We start from the raw sequence: 20,536 nt of genomic DNA on the forward strand, positions 1-20,536 counted from the left end.
AGTTTAATCAAAACCCATCGGTTGTTTTTAAGAAATTATTTTAGGGAATAAAAATAGTAAAGCTATGAAAAAAATACTTTTATGTGCATTACTTATTTCGGTAAGTCTGTTACAAGCACAAGAGAAAAAGTCAGTTAAAAAAAAGGGTAATAATTCTAGTTTTGAATATCGATTTCCAGCGAGTTTAAAACAAACACCAGATTCGGAAGCAAGATTAAATCAGTGGTATAAAGATGCTAAGTTTGGTGCGTTTATTCATTTTGGGGTGTATTCTGTACTTGAAGGTGGATACAAAGACCGTATTCCGAAAGCGCGTTATGCGGAGTGGATTGAGGTGAATGCAAAAATGTCTGTCGAGGAATATCATGAAGTAGCCAAACGATTTAATCCTAAAGATTTTAATGCGGAGGCATGGGTGAAAGTCTTTAAAGATGCAGGTATGAAATATGTCGTAATAACCTCTAAGCATCATGATGGTTTTGCTTTGTTTGAATCGGCGGTTAGTGATTATAATATCGTAGACTATACGCCTTTTAAAAGAGATATTATTAAAGAATTAAGTGATGCTTGTCATCGTAACGGATTAAAGTTTGGGGTATATTATTCTCAAGCTCAAGATTGGGACGACCCTAATGCTCCTTATCTAAACCCAAGAAGAACGAAACGAACCATTTTACACCCGAATCTTCCTAGCGATTTTAAACCAGATTTTGATGAATACATCAAAGCGAAAAGCCTGCCTCAAGTAGAAGAATTGATGAAGAATTATGAAATTGATTTAATTTGGTTTGATACACCAGCGCAAATGACTTTTGAACGTGCGAAATTATTTAGCGATGTGGTTAGAAAGTATCGTCCTAACTGTTTAATAAATTCAAGAATTATTCAAGGCGGAAAAGAAAAAGTATCTCAAAAAAATCTAGAACTTTTTGATTATGTTTCCATTGCAGATAAGGAAGTGCCTACTCAAAAACTTCCTTTATATGTAGAATCTCCCGATTGCGTTAGTTCTTCTTTTGGTTATAAAGCTAAAGGAGATGTGTTTTATCATGATGAAAAGGAAATGCTTGAGCGTATGGTACATACTGTTTGTACTGGTGGCAATTATTTATTAAACAACGGCCCAATGGGGAATGGAAAATTAGATCCTGAAGCTGTTAGATTGTACGGGATTATTGGTGAGTGGATGAAAAAGAACAGGGTGTCTATTCACAATACACGGCCTAATCCTTTTGATACTCGACCAGATTGGGGAGATATTAGTACCAGTAAAAAAGGAGATGTACTATATCTTCATATCTTAAATATACCAGTATCAGGTGAAATTTTATTAAATCATATGCCATCTAAAGTAACCGGTGTTAGTTATCTGGAAAATGGAGTTTCCGTTCCATTTGAGCAAGACAATGATGGGGTACGTATAAAAGTATCTAATTCAATTAAAAATTCTCTAGACCTTGTTATTAAGGTCACCTTAAATAAGCCTATATAATAAGTCGTTTAATATTAAAATTATGAAAATCAAACCTATATTATTTTTAATCCTTCTTACCGTTTCACTGTCTATGCAAGGGGCACAAGAATCGTACCCTGTTGTTTCGCCAGACGGTCAAGTAAAACTAAATCTGTTTATAAAAAACAATAGCATCCATTATAGTTTGGATTGGTTGGGAAAAAACATGATAAAATCGGGTGTGTTAGCCTTATTCGAAGATAGAAAAGTGGTTGTAGAACACCACAAAATATCAAATGTAGATCATGATTGGGAAATGGTTTGGGGACAACAAAAAAAGATGCGCGATCATTATCAAGAACTGGAATTAAAAGTTGCTTTTAATACCATAAAAGGAAGGTTTTTGGCTCGAGTTTATAATGAAGGTGTAGCATTTCGTTTTATTCTTGATGATTCGAATGGAGTTAAGGACGTATTACTACAAAGTTCATATACGCCTATAGAAAATAGTGTGTTTTATTTACCAAATGGTGAGCAAGAACCTTTAGGGCCGCTTAGCTTAAAAGAATTAGCTGCCGAACAAGAAAAAATCACTAAAAAGAAGAAGAAAAAAGCGTTGCATATTCCAATCGTTATTGAAACCCCTAAGCATGGATTTATGGCCGTTTTAGAATCCGACCTATATGAATCAAAAGGGTTTGAGACGATGAAGATCGCCGTAGATTTGAACAAAAATGCCTTAGTTTCCAAAAACAAAGGTGTTGTAGCTCAAGCGGCATTTAAATCACCTTGGCGCGTTATTTTACTAGGAAAAACCGTAGGCGATCTTAGCGTAAATCCTGTGACTATGAACCTGGCAACACCTTGTAAAATAGAAAACACCGATTGGATTAAGCCAGGAAAATCCCTTTGGGACTGGCGTGTTCATGGGTTTAAAGCAAAAGACGGGTTTACTTATGGCATCAATAACGAAAGCTATTACCGTTTTATAGATTTTGCAGCAGAAAATGATATTGAATATTTTTTAATAGACGATGCTTGGTACACGAATATAGAACCCGGGCAAATAGAAATGTCTGAAAAATTAGATTTAGAAAAGGTTATTAAATACGCTGATAAGAAGGGGGTAGACATCCTTTTATATTATGATAGAAGAAAAGGAAGTTATGGTGATGATAAATTATTCGATTACTATAAATCCTTAGGTGTTAAAGGCATTAAATACGGTTTTATGGGGAATAAGGCTGAATTTACTCGTGATGCTGTGAAGTTGAGTTCAGACAGTCAATTGTTAATAGATTTTCACGATGGCCCAGTACCTCTTACCGGTGTAACTAGAACCTATCCTAATGCCGTAACCAGAGAGTATTGTCATGCCCAGCAAGATTCTAAAAAGGCATTTAGCCCAAGAGCTTTTGTAAGAATGGCATTAATTAATGGAATTCAAGGGCCTTTAGATATGAATAACGGGATTTTTGATATTTCGGGAGTTAATGCTGGCGAACGCGAAAAAGGGCCTAAAATTCGGAATTCTTTACATACCACGGTCACAGCAGAAGTTGCACGTACTCTTATTGTTTTTAGCGGCCTAGTGTGTCTTCCAGATGCTCCAGAAGCTTATGGCGCGAAGCAAGATATATTTGAATTTATTAAAAAAATGCCCGTAGGAAAATGGGATGAAAGCAAAGTGATACATTCCAAAATTGATGGTTATATTTCTTCTGCTAGACGTTATAATGACGCGTGGTTTATTGGGTCTGTGCATGTAGATGGTGGCGCATTGGACATTCCGCTAGATTTTTTAGAAACGAATAAAACATATACGGTGACTTACTATGAAGACACCCTACAAACCAATAGTGAAACGAATGCGGAAGCTTACCAAGTACGCACTGCAACAGTAAAGAAAGGCGATGTCGTAAAGGCTGAAATGGTAGCTGGTGGCGGGCATTGTATGTGGATTAGGCCAATTAATTAATTAATTAATTAGGAAAGAAAGTACTTAAAGCATGTGTGTTAATAATAAAATTGGTTTTGAATTATTTAATTTCAAAAGGGAATTATTTCTGGTGCTGTTGTGCTTCAATATAAGTAGTGCCTTTGCCCAAAACTATGACTTGTTTTCACCCGACAAGACCAAACATGTGGTTGTAGGATTGGAAAACGATTCCATATATTATTCATTTTTTAATAATAAAATTCCGGTAATTCAAAAGTCATTGATGGGAATTGAGTTAAATGAAATGGCTTGGAAAGGTTTATCTGTAACAGAAGTGAAAAAAGATGCCTCGCGTACACAATGGGAACCACTTTGGGGTACACAACAAAGCTACCCAGATTATTACAATGCTTTAACGGTTAAATTAAAGGATAAAAACTCAAATACTTATACACTATTATTAAGAATGTATAATGAAGGGTTAGCCTTTAAATATGAATTTGAAATAGCAGAGAAATCAAGTCTAACTTTGAAAAATGAGCTTACAGAATTTAATATGGCTAACCACTCAAAATCGTGGGTTTTAGCCCATCCTTGGGGTAAGAAGTATAAAAAGAATATGCAAGTGTCTCAAATAAAAAAGGTTAGTTTACCATTACTTTCAAAATCAGAAAAAGGACACTATATTTTTATTACCGAAGCAGGCTTATATAATTATGGAAGTCTTCATTTGTCTGCCAATCCAAATGGATCATTAAGTGCAGAAATCGTTGGTGATGTAAAATTAAAACCTGAATTTAAAAGTCCTTGGCGTGTGGTTATGGTAGCAGATGCACCAGCTTATTTTGTAGAACATAGTTATTTAATACAGAATTTAAATCCGCCTTCAAAAATTAAAAATACATCGTGGATTAAACCGGGTATTTCTACTTGGGATTGGAGAGCGCGAGGGGCCAAAGAGGATGGTTTTGAATATCAATTGAATACTGAAAGCATGCTGCGTTTTATTGATAAAACTTCAGAATTAGGTCTGCCATATTTTATGATAGATGCCGGATGGTACGGTGCAGAGCATGAAAAAGCTTCAAATCCGTTAACAACAATTCCAGAAATCGATTTACCAAGGATAAGTAAGAGGGCAAAAGAAAAAAATGTCGGACTATGGTTGTATGTAAACCGTGTCGCTTTTGAAGCATTTGATACAGACACACTACTCGCTAAGTATAAAGCCTGGGGTGTAGTTGGTATTAAATTAGGTTTTTTGAGAGAGCAAAACCAAACGGGAGTTGCACTATTACAACACGTTTTAGAAAAATGTGCAGATTACGAATTGATGTTAGACTGTCATGAGGCTGTAATTCCATCAGGGATAGAACGCACATGGCCACATTTTTTAACACGCGAGTATAATCATTCATTTATGGACGGCGGGTACGTGGCTTCGCCTGTAGATCATACCATCACACCATTTTTAAATAATGTAGCTGGACCTATAGATGTGACACCTGGATTTTTTGATATTGATAAAATGAAAGCACGTACCTATGTTAAAAGCGAATTGAAATCTACTATTATTGCTCAAGCTGCTATGTGTGTTACGTATTTTTCGCCGCTTTTGTGTTTACCCGATATTCCCGAAGCGTATCAAAGAAAACCTGATGTATTTGAATTTATTAAAGGTTTACCGCTAAGTTATGATGCTTCTAAAGTTCTCATTGGAGACATCGAAAAAACATATGTAGTTGCTAGAAGAAAAGATACCACTTGGTGGATTGGCGGCGTTACCAATGAAAAAGGTGGAGAAATTGAATTTCCTCTCGAGTTTTTAGGCGAAGGGAATTATGAAGCCACTATTTTTCTTGACGGAAAGCATACAACTTGGGATAAAAATCGCGAAGAATTTACCAAAGAAAATAGCATAGTGCATGCAAATGAAACACTAAAATTGAATATTGCCCCAGGGGGAGGTGTTTGCATAAAATTGGAACTAAAATGATAAAATTAAGAAACGTAAAAAATATTGTTGCAAGGTATTGTTTCATTTTGATAGCAATTATTGGGGTGTCATCTTGTAGTACGCCTAAAGAAAAAGAGGTTAGTATGTCTTCGCTTTTAAATGAAATGATTGACCGGGATATCTTGGCACGTTTCCCTCAAAAAGATTTTCGTTTAAAACAATCAAGTAGTTACAATAGGGCTTCTAAAAATCCAAAAGATTCGATTGGGTGGTTTACAAACCATGATATGAATCCTAGAGAGACCGACACTAATTTTATCCGTGTAGAAGAAAACAATGGTATTAAAGAATGGGTGCTTATGGATCATCAGGGGCCAGGTGCAATCGTCAGAACTTGGATGCCTGTTAGAAGTCTTAAAAGGTTTGAAACAACGAGTATCATCAAGATTTATTTGGATGGCGCTACAGAGCCAACTCTGGAAGGTAATATGCTGAATCTACTAAACGGAACGGCGTTCTTTCCGTTTCCATTAGCTCATAAATCATTACTCTCAGCAGTATCGTTTTTTCCTATACCGTATTCAAAAAGTTGTAAAGTTACGGTTACAGAACGTCCTTTCTTTTATCAGTTTACTTATCGCGAATATGCGGCTGGAACTGTTGTGAAAACATTTAATATGGAAGATTATCATCAAGCAGAACCACAAATAAAAACTGTTTGTAACGCACTATTAAATCCAAAAGATTCTACCGATGGCGAGGTGTTTAGTTTAAGTGAGACTTTAAATTCAAACGAAGAAAAATCCATCAATTTATCTGAAGATTCCTCAGCCATACGTTCACTTTTACTTCAATTAGGAAATTATGAAGATACAACAGTAACACGGTCTGTCGTTCTAAAAATGGAATTTGACGGAAAAGAAACGGTATGGAGCCCTATAGGCGATTTTTTTGGTTCAGGTCTTGGATTAAATCCGTTTCAAGGCTGGTATAGAACTGTAAAGGAAGATGGAGCTATGTCGTGTAGATGGGTGATGCCGTACCAAAAATCGGCAAAAATATCTGTTCTCAACCTAGGAAGTAAACCTATAGATATAAAATTAACGGCTCGTGTTGAGGCATGGGATTGGGATGAAAACAGTATGTACTTTAATGCCGCTTGGCGCGGAGAACACCCTGTGCCTACACGTCCGCATTCAGACTGGAATTATGTTACCCTTAAGGGGCGAGGTGTTTATGTTGGCGATGCATTAACCGTTATGAATCCAGTGGATGATTGGTGGGGAGAAGGTGATGAGAAAATTTGGGTAGATAACGAAGATTTTCCTTCAATTTTTGGTACAGGAACAGAAGATTATTATGGGTACTCCTGGGGATATAACGATTTTTATGAACACCCCTTTCATGCACAACCTCGTGTTAATGTTTATAATAAGTTAAATAGAAAAGTTTCAAAAGAAGGTAATAGTACTAAAGGATATAGTACGGAAACACGCACGCGATCGCTAGATGGAATTCCTTTTGGAAGTGCACTTCAGTTGGATATGGAGGTATGGAGCGGAACAGATTGCGATATGGCTTATGGTGTTGGAATGTATTGGTATGGGGATGCGACTACCACCTCAAATAGATTACCAAATCCAAAAGGAGCTTTGTCTAAATATTAATTTTAATCAAAATTCAAGAATAAATTAAAAAATGAGAACATTAAAATTATTAAAAACACTCCTAGTTTGCCTTTTTGCAATATGGGCTTGTAAATCTCAAGAAAAAGCCCAAAATAAACCTAATATTATTTTCATATTGGCAGATGATTTAGGCTGGCAAGATGTCGGGTTTATGGGAAGCAAATGGTTTGAAACTCCAAATTTAGATGCCTTGGCAAGTGAAAGTATGGTTTTTAGCGATGCCTATATGTATCCCACCTGTTCGCCTTCAAGAGCAGCCTTGCTAACGGGAAAACAGTCGTTTCGAACCGATGTTTATAATGTGCCTGTTTTAGAAAAAGGAAATAATCAGGATAATATATTTTCGCGATGGACGGTTGGTTTGGAGCATACCATGTATGCCGAACCGTTAAAAAAGGCGGGCTATAAATCCACTCATATTGGGAAATGGCATGTGGTAGGTCCAAACCCAGAAGAAGAAGCGAATTATCCGTTTGAGCAACACTTGAAGCAACCAACTAGTGGTAATTTTGACTGGTTAGCGCATCATAATTCGGCGGATATTCAACGTTATTACCCCGTTGGAAAAGGATTTGATAAAAATGTTGGTGGATCCTGGTGGGGCGATCCAGCACGAGGTTATAATAAAGGCTATAAATCTGAAAGCGGCGGTTATAAAGCACCGTTTAAAAACCCATATATTGAAGATAAAAAAGAGGATGAATGGTTAACCGACCGACTCACTGATGAGACAATCCATTTTATCAAACAAAATAAAAAAGGGCCCTTTTTTGTTAACCTACATTACTATGCGCCACATCGCCCAATTGTTCCAAGGAATGAAGCATGGCTGAAAAATTTTATGACTAAACAAGGGGATTCTATAACGGGGCAAGGCTTAAAAAATAGAGAGGAAGCAGCCGGATATGCTACCATGATCGCATCTATTGATGCCAATATAAAACGCATTTTTGATTATCTCGATCAAGCTGGTTTGCGTGAAAACACCATTGTGATTTTTACATCAGATAATGGATTTAACGGTTTAACAAGTAAATCCAATGCGTTGAGAGGCGCAAAAGGTATGGTGTACGAAGGGGGTATTCGTGTGCCAGCTTTTGTAAATTGGAAAGGAAAAATTGATTCAGGAGTTTCAGAAACGCCTATCTCTGGAATGGATTATTTTCCAACCTTTTTAGACTTGGCTCATGTGAAAAACTACAGCGGCGATTTAGATGGCAAGAGTTTACTGCCTTTGTATAAAAAAGAACCCTTTGAGGAACGTCCGCTTTTTTGGCATCTCGCTAGTACCTATAGAAATCCGCCGTGTTCGGTGATTAGAAAAGGGGATTGGAAATTGATTCAGTTTTTAAATGATGGTAAAATCGAACTGTACAACTTGAAAACAGATTTAAAAGAATCTAAAAATTTGGCAAGTAAAAATTCTGAAGTAGCAACGCAATTGGTGAACGAACTCACGGCATGGCGAAAAGACAATAAGGTGCCGCTCCCACCTGCTTCAGTATTACAATTTTAAAATAAAAACATATTCCATTATGAAAGAAAAAACAAAATTCAATATAAGTTTACTACTTGTCGTTATTCTGGCAAACTTCGCTCTAAATGCACAAGATAGTCCGAAACTTAAAACAGCGCTTCCCCATGTAACTAGTGAAGGAGAAAGTTTCCTGGCTAAGGATTTCTATCCAGAATTTAGTTGGGATACCACGCCAACCTATTATATGTTTGGAGACAAAGAACGGGTGTTAACAGCTGAGGAACTCCATTTTATTGCAGAACGCACTAATTTCATTTGCATTGAAAAGTCTCACGGTTACGAAGTATTAGGTGCTGCCGAGTTAGGGGCGAAGCATGATGCAGCAGCTTTTAAGGCTATAAAACCCGATATGAAGGTTTTGTTTTATTTTAATGCTGCCTTAGCCTGGTCTTACACTTCTTATAGCAAAGATTTTACGAGGGAGCGTATCGATTCATCGCCTAAATTAAAGTCCTTTTTAATCAAAAATCCGAAAACAGGAAAACTGGCAGAAAAGCATACGGCGTTCTTATTTAATGTGTTAAATCCAGATTTTCGTGCATGGTGGGTAGAAACAGTAGCCAAAGGCGTTGAAGATTCGGGTTGCGATGGTGCTTTTATAGACCAAATGCATGGCAATGTCAATTTAATGAAAGACAAAAAAGACGCCATTGAAATCGCTATGGGTGAGATGATGACCAACCTTAAAAAGCGATTAGGGGCAGACAAAATTTTACTAGCCAATAATGCAAATAGCAAAAGTGCCAGATTTGTATACCCGGTGAGCGACGCCTTAATGTTTGAAAATTACAGTGCAGTGCATTACAATAAAGAAAATTTATTGTCAGATTGGGAGGGCATGCTTAAAAATGCTCAGGAAGATAAAATTTCGGTGTTTCGCTTAGGTGTTGAAGGGCACGATCGTGGTTTTCTTAGAAGTATAAGTAAAGAAGAAAAGTATCAAGTCATGCCTAAAATATCACAAGAAAAATTGGAATATGCTTTAGCCTGTTACTTGATTGGAGCGCAACCATACTCTTATTTTATGTACAGCTGGGGTTGGGCTTTGGCCGATGGTTCCTTAGTAGATTATCCTGAATTACAAAAACCACTTGGCGCACCAAAAGGCGCTTATAAAAGAACCACACCAGAAGGTTGGGAATTTACACGAGAATTTGAACATGCTGAGGTTTGGATTAATACCGAAAGCAGAAAATCTAAAATTACCTGGCATTAATAATGAGTAAATTCAATGGATATTGAGCAGTTTTGCCTAAACACTTAATATGTACTTTTCCTTTGGCATTAAGCTAAATACTCATTTATAAAGCCTAAATACTAAAAAGCTAATATCTTTTGTAATAAAGATGTTAGCTTTGTTTATATATAATATTTTATGAAAAATCAGTTTTTAACTGTTTTATTACTCTTGTTTTTTCAGTGCATTTTTGCTCAAAAAACGATTTATTATCCTGAAATTCATGGGGATATGAATTTTTCGGCTGAAATAACAAAAATAGAAGTTAACGAGGTTGAAACCATAATACATTTTTTTGTTAGACAGGGAGAGGCTTTTTTAATTCCAGTAGTAACCCACATCGTTGAAGAGTCAAATGCAGAGGTGAAGTTACACATTAGTAAAGCGGTTGGTGTAAATATGAACGAACACATTGTAGTGACCAATCCAGAAGGTATGGTTTTTAAGTTGTATTTCCCGCCTTTAAGTGATGATGTTAAGCAAATTAGTTATATAGAAAATTTAAACTGGTCCAACGGTTGGTATATTAAAAATATTGCTATTTCTAGTGACGATGTGTCTGTCATTAAAGGTGGGGTTTCCCGTGGAGTGAAAACCATGTCCCCCTCTATTACAACCTCTAAAATTCAAAGAAAAAAGGTTAACTTGGAAGCTCTTCCAAAAGAATTTTATGGGCATTGGCATGATAAATATGGGACACTAATAGCCATAGCAACTCCAGAATTTTTGCTTTACAATTTTAAAATTTACAGGTATCGAAAAATTATTAAAAAGGGCAAAACGCTTACTCTAAAAACTTCAGGTGGCGATTTTGATGTTTTAAAGCATGCGAAAGTCAGTTTAACAATTAGGTATGACAAAATAGTGAACTTGAAACGTGATTTTCGCGAAATAGGGATGCCAGAAGATCTTAAAGGGGTATGGAAACATCATGTAAGAGCTAAAACAATAAAAGTATCTGATACTTATTTTTATAAAGACGATACCATTGCGCCTCATATTGATAAAATAGAAAACAATCGCATTATCGATATAGGTAGCTCTAAATCAGGGGATGTACTATGGTTTTTAGTAGATAATGGTTCAAGCTACAACGCACTCAAGGTAGAAAAAAGAGAGAGTGAGTATGTTTTGTCCATAACTGGATTTCCGAATGCGGTTTATTATAAAAATAAGAACAAAATATAAAGTGAAATAGGGGATGAAAAGAGCTGTGATTTTAATATGCGTTTTACTATTATTTCCTGTAATGCTACACGCTCAAGGCAAGTCTTTATTGCCCACGGAATTACCCAAATCGCTATATGGCAGTTGGTTTAATAATCAAACACATTTCACATTAGTTATTACAAAAGAGTATCTCGTTTTACAGCATGAATTGTATTATTATGAGACCATAGAGCGGTATTATAATGAACTACACATTAGAGGTGTAAATAAAGACAATGAAAGGGATATAGTGATTACAGGACTGGCTTCCAACAATCTTTTTTTGGATATTGGAGATCACATTACAACTTTAAAAAAGAGTACAAATGCTAATTTAAAGCAGATAGCACAACCGCTTATTGATTCTTGGTATACGAAAACAACTAAAATAAAGCTTCAGCCAGATACGGTGCAATTTGCAGACAAAACGTATCAAATTGATTTTGTTACAACTTCAAATGATATCAATTATACTATAGTAGTTTATTATGCTGGCGCGTATTATGCTTTACATAATATCATAACTGAAAACGGACATTTTTTGAATGCTAATTTTTTAGAGTCTCACCTGTTTAAAAAGGCATCATTTTATCAGAAAAATAAAAACATTCTAGTGGTTATGTTGTTTTTATTATTGGTGTTGTCCAGTTTTCTAATTATACGATGGAATATAGCTGCAGCTCGTAAAAAGGAATATTCAAAACGGAAGTTTACAGAAATGCAATTAAAAAGTTTTCGGTCGCAAATGAACCCACACTTTTTGTTTAACGCCCTAAGCGCTATTCAGAATTTAATCAATCAAGGAGATAATGAAAAGGCAAATCATTATTTGACCGAGTTTTCTCAGTTAATGCGTTTAACGTTGGATAAAACCGAAAACGGGTTAGTGCCATTATCCGATGAAATTGAATCCATAAAAAAATACTTGGAAATTGAAAAACTGCGTCTTGATTTTAAGTACGAGATTCATACTGATGGAACTATAAATCAAGATGAATTGGAAATCCCAGCGATGTTGGTGCAACCGTTTGTAGAGAATGCGATTATACATGGTTTAAAAGAAATAGATACAAACAGAACTCTCTCGGTTAGCTTTACAAAAGATAGCAAGAATCTCATTTGTATGGTAGTTGATAATGGTATAGGTGTAAATGCTTCAAAAGCCTCTAAATATAAAGATTTGAATAGAGATAAATACGGTTTAAAACTAGCCGAAGATCGTATTCAGTTAATTAATGAAACGTATAACACCAATGCTAAAATAAGTATTAAGGATCGTTCTGAAAGCCAAATAACCAATCAAGGCACCGAAGTTAAAATAATAATGCCATTACATTACTAACACCTAGGAAATGATACTTAAAACTATAATTATTGATGATGAATTGCATAACCAAGAAAACCTGAAAAGGTTATTGGAGAAGAATTGTCCAGATACTTTGGTTTTAGCAACGGCCTCATCGGCAGACGAGGGGTTGATGCTTATTGAAAAACATCAGCCAGATTTGGTATTTCTGGATATTGAAATGCCAAAAAAAAACGGCTTCAATATGCTAGAAGAACTTCAGGAAGTAAACTTCGAGGTTATTTTTGTAACAGCTTATAATAAATATGTTTTAAAGGCGATCCGATCTTGTGCATTGGATTATTTGATGAAACCTGTAGTGATTTCAGAACTCAAAAAAGCTGTAGAAAATGTATTAAAAGTTGTTGCACAGAAAAAAGAAAATCACAAATTAAAAACACTCGTTGAGAACTTGAAAAATAATCAAGGTCCCAAAAAAATAGCGCTACCAACAGCAGAAGAGCTGTTTTTTGTCTCTGTTGACACTATTATTCACTGTAAAGCAGAGAATAATTATACCATGTTTTATATGACGGATAAACAATCTATTTTGGTGTCTCGTACATTAAAGGAATGGGATGAATTGTTATCTGTTTATGGGTTTATTAGAACGCATCAATCGCATTTAATAAATAAAATCCATGTCAAATCGTATGTTAAAAAAGACGGGGGCTATATTGTAATGAACGATGGGAGCATCATAAGTGTTTCAAAATATAAAAAAGAACAAACCCTTCGAGAACTGTCTTCTTAAAATGAATATCCAGTCATTAGCATAAATAGCTCACTCACTCAAAACCTGATTTGAAATCAAAAATAAAAAATGAAAAATACAATAGTGTTACTATCAACAATTTTGTTTATTAATAATCATGGAGAAACTAAAAAAATCAATTGTGAAGAATTTTATAATCGTTCTAGTTTGTTAGGTGATTTATTTTTTGGTGAAATTATGACTAAAATGGAAACAGAATTAACCTATATTTTTGTTCGCAGCAATAAAACAGACCGATAACAATTAAGAACATATTAAAATAATACAAACTATGAAAATTAGAGACTTATTTTCAATTACTTTAAAAATTATTGGACTAATTGCATTTTGGAAAGCTATTCAAACATTTGGAGTAATGATTAGTGGAATCGGCGTGTTTTCCTCAATATTTTCGCATAATAACCATATGAATTCTTCTTTTATGATTACAATTGGATTGGCAATGGTTTTAAACTTCTTATTACCCTTGATTGTAGCAATATTACTTTTGTTCAAAACAGAAAAAATATTATCAATAATAAAGATAAAAGAACAAGAAAATGTAGTTTTAAACATAAATAAATTAGTTTTATATCATATGATTATTATCGTATTTGGATTTATGACTATAATGCACGGAGCAGGAAATTTCATAATGTTTAATTATAACACAGATACAAAAACTGAATACACAACAAATAATGTTTCGACTAATAATCAATCAAAACAAGAGAAAGTAATCGTAACAAATTCAAAAAGTAAGAATATTAATTACTTTGCTTTAATTGAGATTATTCTTGGAATAATTTTATTGTCAAAAGCAAGGGGAATTGCAAAAAAAACAGAAAGGTCTTTCGAATCTAAAACAGGAATAATAACAAAAGAGACAAATAATTAAAGCAGCTAACACCGTATAAAAACAATTGCGGTTTAGTGCTTATTCAAAGGTCGTTGCGTGTTTGTAACGTCTCATTTTCCTACGGAAAATCCTCGCATACAAACCCGCAACTATTCTTATACATAAACGTTGGCATTCATTGAGGAAATAACGTTTAACAATTATATTTAAGAATTTTTAAAAACTATTTTAATGAAAAAAACAGCCTTAATTATCCTTGCATTAGTTTGGATTTCAGTCTTGATTATTTTGATAATATCACTAACGAACTTATACCCGAATAATGTTTTTAGCGAACATCGCTTTATTGTTGGAATTGCATTTATTACAATAACTGGATTTTTAAAAGCAACTTATAATTCTGTCATTAATAAAGCTAATACTTTAGAATAAAATTGGAAAATAAACTGTGTGCAGAATTTAGCAAGTTTCGGAATTGCTCACTCAAACGGAATAGAAAAACATCTGACTGACCAAAGCAGTACGCAACTGTTGCAGGTGACTGACTAGCGAAACGCAAAAAAAAAAGGATTTAGGACTGACCAAAAAGTGTAAGAATAAAAACAACGAAATGGCAACACCATATAAAAAAAATTTCTAGTTTTAGCTAAACCAAAGTTAGTTGCTCGTTTGCTAGCTTCTGATTTTCCTTGGAAAATCCTCGTATACAAACCCGCAACTATTCTTATACATAAACGATATAGTTTAGAGTGATAAGCATAAAATCTTAAAATAATATAAAAATAATATTAGTAAGGATATTTTTTTATTTGCGAAAAAAGGAGATTTAATAAAAAAAATAAAGAAATAATTGCATTGAGTGTTGCACATCATAAAGAAAATGGTAATCTAGAAGTTAAAATGTTTGATAAATTATGTGATTAAGCTATTAAAAAAAATAGACAGTATTGAGATTGCTAATTCTGATTTTAAAATTTATACTCATATAAATGCATCTTTTGAATCTTGTATTTCAGCAATAAAACTTTGGGATGCTTTAGTTTTGGAATTAATAAATATAAAAAAGAACAAACCCTTTGAGAACTGTCTTCTTAAAATGAATATCCAGTCAATACATACGAATTCTAATTCAATTTGGACCGATACTAAGTTAATCCTACCTATAACTAATTTGCAGCTGTTTTTACAAGTTCTGTAAGGTATTTTAGATGTGTGGTATACATAAAAACCAAACAACTAAACACTTTACATGAAAAATTTTATAGTATTGCTAACATTCTGTTTTGTTAGTGTCACTTTTGCCCAGCAGCAAGCCTTTGAAATTACAGGGATTTTAACCTCCGAAGACGACAATTTACCGCTAGAGGCAGCAACCGTTTACCTACAACAGGTAAAAGACAGTACGTTAATGACCTATACCATTTCTAACCAGAAAGGGGCTTTTACCTTAGAAAATAAAACCAGTGCGAAAACCGCCAATTTGTATGTGTCTTTTATGGGATATAAAACATACCATACCAAGGTGAATTTGGAGCAATTGAAAATAGATTTGGGAACTATTAAATTGTTACAGAACACAGCCGTTTTAGATGCAGTTTTAATAAAATCTCAAGCCCCTGTAACGATTAAGCAGGATACTTTAGAATTTAATGTTAAGTCCTTTAAAACCAAAAAAGATGCTAATATAGAAGATTTGTTAAAGGAGTTGCCTGGTGTGGAGTTAGACCCAGACGGTAAAATAACAGTAAACGGTAAACCTGTTAATCAAGTTTTAGTAAACGGCAAACCTTTTTTTGGGAATGATCCGACTATTGCAACTCGAAATTTGAGTAAAGACATTATCGAAAAAATTCAAATTTCAGATACAAAAACAGACGATGAAGCCTTTACAGGAGAAACCGTAGATGGTGAGAATAAAACCGTAAACCTCGTTATTAAAAAAGAAAATAATAAGGGTGTTTTTGGGCGTGTAGCCGCTGGAGGAGGTACAGATGACCGCTACCAAGCAGCTGGTATGTACAACCAGTTTAATGATGATTTACGCATTAGCGCTTTGGTAGGAACAAATAATGTAAACGAACCGGGATTTAGTTACGGTGAAATAAATAAAATGTTTGGTGGGCGCTCTTCTTACGATACCAATAACCAGTTATTTAATTATGGTGTTGACGGTGTTATTACCTCAAGAAATTATGGTTTAAATTATGTAGATAATTGGGGTAAAAAAGCGGAAGCTTCAGCGAGTTATTTTGGCTCTAATACCGATAATGAAAACGAAACGATTTCCCAACGCGAGAATATTTTACCTGATAGCCGTTATTTTACGAGTACTTCTTCAAAATCAGCGCAAAATGCCGATCAACATAAGGTCGATTCAAATTTTAAATTTAAGATAGATTCTACTTTGCAAATTACATTGCGCCCAGAATTTAGACAAATTAAACGCACTAATGCATTTCAATCGATTCAAAATTCTTATGGTACCGATGGGACACCCATAAATAATTCAACAAGTAATTCGTATACCGAAAGTGAAGAATTTCAATTTCAGAATAATGCCAATATTACAAAACGATTAAAGCGTAAAGGTTCATTTTTAAAGTTTGATGTGTTTTATAGAACGCAACAAAGCGAAGATGACAATAAACTAATTAATGAAGTAAATATCCTTGGTAGTACACCTCAAACCACCGCACTTAATCAATTGAGAGAAACCGATAATACAAAAAATACATTTCGTGCTTCTGTGGCATACCGCGTACCGCTTATTAAAAAGGCTTTGTTTTTGGACCTTCGTTATGGGTATCGAGATATTACCGATTTAAACACTAGGATGGCCTTCGATTTTGATGAAAATACACAAAAATACGAGCCTACCACTAACACAGCCTTTAATTCAGATTATCAGTATACCAACATTACCAGTACGCCAACAGCGGGGTTGGAGTACAAAAAGAAAAAATGGACGACTTCGCTTAGAACAGATTTTATTTTTAGAACCTTAGAAAACAAAGATGCCTTGCGGCCGGAATTCGATTTAAAACGTCATTTTAACGCCACAGCTCTGCAATATCAATTGGGTTATAACGGACCCAAAACCCGAGTGAATTTGCGATACGACTTAAGTAACCAGGCTCCTTCACTTAATCAATTACAAACTTTTGTAGATGTTACAAATCCTTTAAACGTTGTAGTTGGTAACCCCAATTTAAGTCCGACAGACTTTCATAATTTCAATATCTATTTTAATAAAAACAATTTTCAAAAAGGGGTAGGATTTAATTTTTATACATTCACTTCTATTAGTGAGGATGCTATCGTGGCTAAAACGACAGTTAACGATGATTTGGTTAAAGTAACCACTTTCGAGAATGTTGATGGTAACTACAGGGCGTACATTCATGCTGGTTATAACAAGAAAGTGAAGTTAGATAGTTTAAAAACATTAAAAATTAATGTTGGTTTAACAAACAATATTAGAAGGTATGTGAATTTTACCAACGAGGTGAAATATGCGTCACTCAGCAAATCGATTAGACCAGGTATTGGTTTACGATTTAATTGGAAAAAAGTTATGGAGCTTGATGCATTCTATAACATTCATTTTACAGAAAACACTTTCGATACCGATTTATTTAATAAGCAAGAGTTTACAAGCCATAGTTTGCAACTTAATTCCAGAAATTATTTTACTAAAAGTTTGGAGTGGAGCAATAATGTGAGTTATGAATATAATCCTAATATATCCGATGACTTTCAAAAAAGTGTTTGGTTTTGGAATTCTACATTAGCCTATTCGTTCTTAAAAGACAAGGCTACAGTAACACTAAAAGCCTACGATTTGCTAAATCAAAATAATAACTCACGACGGGTTGTTAACCAAAATTATATTGAGGATAGGCAAAGCACCGTCTTGCAGCAATACTTTATGCTTGGTTTTAGTTGGAAGTTTAACACTTTGGGTAAAGCAGGAGAGGTTAATAGTGGACAACGAGGCTATATAATAAGGCGTTAACACGTTCAGTTTATATGAGGTTGTTTCTTGTGCTAGGGATAAAAGTGGGCAAATGAAGTTTATAAAATAATTTTAATTAAACCATTTAAGAAATAAGGAGTCTATATTAAAACTAAATACAGAACCTTACATTTACCTTATTATGAAATATATTCTTTTTTTTTCAATATTTTTTTTGAGTTTATCAAGTTGCGTTCACAATGAATCAACAGCTAAAGCCGACTTTTATGTATCAACCGAAGGGTCTGATACTTGGTCTGGAACTTTAGAGAAGCCCAACGCAGATGGCACAGACGGGCCATTTGCAAGCCTAGAACAAGCTCGTGATGCGGTTAGGGTATTGAAAAAAAATAAAACATCAAACATCACAGTACTTATTCGAGAAGGACGCTACCAATTAAATGAAACGGTTATTTTTGGAGTTGAAGATTCAGGAGAAGGCGAATCAAGTATCACCTATGCGGCTTACCCAGGAGAAACACCGGTTTTTAGTTCTGGTCAAGAAATAACTGGTTGGAAAAAAGTGACTTCAGAACTTCCTGGATTATCAAAAGCTGCAGAAGGTAATCTGTTAGTAGCAAATGTATCAAACAAGTTTCTTACCCTTTATGATGAAGAAGGGATGTTGCCACGAGCGCAGTCCGAAAAATATAAGCCCTTAAATTCAAGCACAAGAAATGAACTTCATTTTTCTGAAGGTGAACTGAAAAATTGGCCTAATGTGGAAGATGTTGAAATTTTAGTACGTCCAACACGCGATTGGATTGTAAACATGTTGCCTTTAGCGTCTGTCGATGAAGAAAAAGGCATTGCTACAACAGCAGTTGAAGCGACTTACGCCATGCAACGAAAAGGTTATTGGGTTGAAAATGTTTTGGAAGTTCTAGATAAACCTGGAGAATGGGTACTTAATACAAAGGAAAAAAAGGTATATCTCTGGCCAAGAAACGATTCTAAAGTTTTTGCACCCAAACTTTTAGAGTTTATTCGCGTAGAGGGTCAAATCGATTTTGAAGGCCCTAAAGATATTCCGGTACGTAACCTTCATTTTAGAGGTTTAACTTTTAAACATGCAGAACGCTATACTTTAAATAAAGATGATGCTGGTTTACAACACGATTGGGACATGTTAGATAAGAACAATGCCATGTTACGTTTAAGGGGAGCAGAAAACTGTGTGGTAGAAAAATGCCATTTCTTGCATGGCGGAAGTGGTGCGATCCGCGTAGATTTACATGGTATAAAAAATAACATCTCAAATAATCATATCGAACATATGGGCGGTGGCGGTATTCTGCTTTGTGGTTATGGACCAGGAACTAAAGATGTCAATAAAAAGAATACCGTTTATAATAATAACATTCATCATGTTGGTGAAATTTATTGGCAATCGCCAGGAATTTTTCTTTGGAATAGTGGGGAAAACAGAGTCGCAAACAACTTAATTCATGACACCAATTATTGCGGTTTAATTGTTTCGGGTTGTGTGATTCGATTTTTTAAGCATTCTAATATTCGAGAGCAATATAGAGCGATACGTTGGCACGAAATAGGTGAGTTGCCAAAGGAATTAACACCAGATGTTGTGAGACCGTATTGGCACAGTAAAAATAATGTTATTGAATACAACGAAATTCATAACGTGATGAATAAATTGGGTGATGGCAATGGTATTTATATCCGTGCCTCTGGCCCAGGAAATATTATACGTCGCAATTATATTCACGATTTAGTAGCAGAAACAGGGAAACAAAGCGGTATTCGTACCGATGGCGGACAAATGGATACACAAATTTCTGAAAATATCATCTATAAATGTACATCGCAAGGGATGATATTAAAATTGAATAACCGATTTGAAAACAACATCATTGCCGAAATATTTGAGCCTCGACAAGTGTTTTTAAAGATCGTAGAAGGGCCTATGCATGGCGCAAGTAATAAGCGTAATATTTTCTATTCGTTATCTAAAGAAAGTACTTTTATTTCTCAACCACCTCCAGGAAAAGGCTTATTTGGCGAGGATAGTCGTGGCCGAGTACCAGCGTCTATGAAGGATGTTGATTCCGATTTCAACATCTATTACAATAAAGCAGACCAAAGTTTAGCTGAAAAAACCTTAAATAGGCTTCAGAATAAGGATAATTCAGATAAAAATAGTGTGGCTACAGATCCTTTGTTTGTAGATATCGAAAATGGTAATTTTAGGTTTCAACCCAATTCACCGGCATTAAAAATGGGTATAACTCCTATAGATGTTTCCGAGATAGGTTTACGAACTCAAGAATAATAAGACTTTCATTTGCGTTTAAAATTATAAAGAATAACCTTCTCTCAAATAGGTTTCCTTTTAATACCAATTTAATTGTATAATGTTGTATTCTTAATTTGAATTATTTTTTTGTTCAGATGACATAGTAAAATTCAAGCATAGCCTTAGCTACGGTTTTATTTTATATTGAAATATGGGCGAAAAAGAAACAAATTATATGTGGCACTATATGGTTAAATTGGTATAATTTATTTTATAGCCAAAGCATCTT

The 20,536-nt window shown here is 34.6% G+C and carries 14 protein-coding genes; all 14 read left to right on the forward strand.

The window, feature by feature from the left end; all coding sequences use genetic code 11:
- The first annotated feature begins 64 nt into the window (after nucleotides 1–64).
- The 14 genes from KO493_RS09325 (at nucleotide 65) to KO493_RS09390 (ending at nucleotide 20,283) form a co-directional block, all read left to right on the forward strand.
- Nucleotides 65–1,492 (forward strand): alpha-L-fucosidase, encoded by a 1,428-nt coding sequence (locus KO493_RS09325; protein WP_216067687.1) that lies wholly within the window; start codon nucleotides 65–67, stop codon nucleotides 1,490–1,492.
- A gap of 22 nt (nucleotides 1,493–1,514) precedes the next feature.
- The gene (locus tag KO493_RS09330) at nucleotides 1,515–3,431 is read left to right on the forward strand and encodes a glycoside hydrolase family 97 protein (protein ID WP_216067688.1); all 1,917 of its coding nucleotides are present in this window, start codon (nucleotides 1,515–1,517) and stop codon (nucleotides 3,429–3,431) included.
- A 139-nt stretch (nucleotides 3,432–3,570) separates the two neighbouring features.
- Nucleotides 3,571–5,388, forward strand: coding sequence for a glycoside hydrolase family 97 protein (locus tag KO493_RS09335; protein WP_216067689.1), 1,818 nt, complete (start codon nucleotides 3,571–3,573; stop codon nucleotides 5,386–5,388).
- On the forward strand, nucleotides 5,385–7,016 hold the full coding sequence (locus KO493_RS09340; RefSeq protein ID WP_216067690.1) for a glycoside hydrolase family 172 protein: 1,632 nt from the start codon (nucleotides 5,385–5,387) through the stop codon (nucleotides 7,014–7,016). Before KO493_RS09335 ends, KO493_RS09340 begins: the two co-directional genes overlap by 4 nt.
- 31 nt (nucleotides 7,017–7,047) lie before the next feature.
- Complete coding sequence (locus KO493_RS09345) at nucleotides 7,048–8,553, forward strand: sulfatase (protein WP_216067691.1); 1,506 nt, start codon at nucleotides 7,048–7,050, stop codon at nucleotides 8,551–8,553.
- 19 nt (nucleotides 8,554–8,572) lie between these two features.
- Entirely contained in the window at nucleotides 8,573–9,790 is a 1,218-nt protein-coding gene (locus KO493_RS09350) for a putative glycoside hydrolase (RefSeq protein WP_216067692.1), read from the forward strand.
- Between the two features lie 159 nt (nucleotides 9,791–9,949).
- Nucleotides 9,950–10,999 (forward strand): hypothetical protein, encoded by a 1,050-nt coding sequence (locus KO493_RS09355; protein ID WP_216067693.1) that lies wholly within the window; start codon nucleotides 9,950–9,952, stop codon nucleotides 10,997–10,999.
- Between the two features lie 13 nt (nucleotides 11,000–11,012).
- Nucleotides 11,013–12,362: a sensor histidine kinase gene (locus tag KO493_RS09360; RefSeq protein ID WP_216067694.1), complete on the forward strand. Its 1,350-nt coding sequence runs from the start codon at nucleotides 11,013–11,015 to the stop codon at nucleotides 12,360–12,362.
- Nucleotides 12,363–12,372: 10 nt separating this feature from the next.
- Nucleotides 12,373–13,119: a LytR/AlgR family response regulator transcription factor gene (locus KO493_RS09365; RefSeq protein WP_216067695.1), complete on the forward strand. Its 747-nt coding sequence runs from the start codon at nucleotides 12,373–12,375 to the stop codon at nucleotides 13,117–13,119.
- Nucleotides 13,120–13,188: 69 nt separating this feature from the next.
- A complete protein-coding gene (locus KO493_RS09370) occupies nucleotides 13,189–13,380 on the forward strand; it encodes a hypothetical protein (protein WP_216067696.1) in 192 nt (63 codons plus the stop codon).
- A 31-nt stretch (nucleotides 13,381–13,411) separates the two neighbouring features.
- Entirely contained in the window at nucleotides 13,412–14,017 is a 606-nt protein-coding gene (locus KO493_RS09375) for a hypothetical protein (RefSeq protein WP_216067697.1), read from the forward strand.
- A 192-nt stretch (nucleotides 14,018–14,209) separates the two neighbouring features.
- Nucleotides 14,210–14,410: a hypothetical protein gene (locus KO493_RS09380; RefSeq protein ID WP_216067698.1), complete on the forward strand. Its 201-nt coding sequence runs from the start codon at nucleotides 14,210–14,212 to the stop codon at nucleotides 14,408–14,410.
- 817 nt (nucleotides 14,411–15,227) lie between these two features.
- Nucleotides 15,228–17,993, forward strand: a complete 2,766-nt coding sequence (locus KO493_RS09385; protein WP_216067699.1) for an outer membrane beta-barrel protein — start codon at nucleotides 15,228–15,230, stop codon at nucleotides 17,991–17,993.
- 175 nt (nucleotides 17,994–18,168) lie between these two features.
- On the forward strand, nucleotides 18,169–20,283 hold the full coding sequence (locus tag KO493_RS09390; protein ID WP_216067700.1) for a right-handed parallel beta-helix repeat-containing protein: 2,115 nt from the start codon (nucleotides 18,169–18,171) through the stop codon (nucleotides 20,281–20,283).
- Nucleotides 20,284–20,536: the final 253 nt, after the last annotated feature.

It is taken from the genome of Pseudotamlana agarivorans, assembly GCF_018860245.1.
Lineage (GTDB): Bacteria > Bacteroidota > Bacteroidia > Flavobacteriales > Flavobacteriaceae > Pseudotamlana > Pseudotamlana agarivorans_A.

Excerpts from the sequence above, each read along its gene's own strand:
- KO493_RS09340 (WP_216067690.1), top strand. The coding sequence starts at position 5,385 with ATGATAAAATTAAGAAACGTAAAAAATATTGTTGCAAGGTATTGTTTC.
- KO493_RS09375 (WP_216067697.1), top strand. The coding sequence starts at position 13,412 with ATGAAAATTAGAGACTTATTTTCAATTACTTTAAAAATTATTGGACTA.
- KO493_RS09345 (WP_216067691.1), top strand. The coding sequence starts at position 7,048 with ATGAGAACATTAAAATTATTAAAAACACTCCTAGTTTGCCTTTTTGCA.
- KO493_RS09325 (WP_216067687.1), top strand. The coding sequence starts at position 65 with ATGAAAAAAATACTTTTATGTGCATTACTTATTTCGGTAAGTCTGTTA.
- KO493_RS09350 (WP_216067692.1), top strand. The coding sequence starts at position 8,573 with ATGAAAGAAAAAACAAAATTCAATATAAGTTTACTACTTGTCGTTATT.
- KO493_RS09370 (WP_216067696.1), top strand. The coding sequence starts at position 13,189 with ATGAAAAATACAATAGTGTTACTATCAACAATTTTGTTTATTAATAAT.
- KO493_RS09380 (WP_216067698.1), top strand. The coding sequence starts at position 14,210 with ATGAAAAAAACAGCCTTAATTATCCTTGCATTAGTTTGGATTTCAGTC.
- KO493_RS09365 (WP_216067695.1), top strand. The coding sequence starts at position 12,373 with ATGATACTTAAAACTATAATTATTGATGATGAATTGCATAACCAAGAA.
- KO493_RS09385 (WP_216067699.1), top strand. The coding sequence starts at position 15,228 with ATGAAAAATTTTATAGTATTGCTAACATTCTGTTTTGTTAGTGTCACT.
- KO493_RS09330 (WP_216067688.1), top strand. The coding sequence starts at position 1,515 with ATGAAAATCAAACCTATATTATTTTTAATCCTTCTTACCGTTTCACTG.
- KO493_RS09355 (WP_216067693.1), top strand. The coding sequence starts at position 9,950 with ATGAAAAATCAGTTTTTAACTGTTTTATTACTCTTGTTTTTTCAGTGC.
- KO493_RS09360 (WP_216067694.1), top strand. The coding sequence starts at position 11,013 with ATGAAAAGAGCTGTGATTTTAATATGCGTTTTACTATTATTTCCTGTA.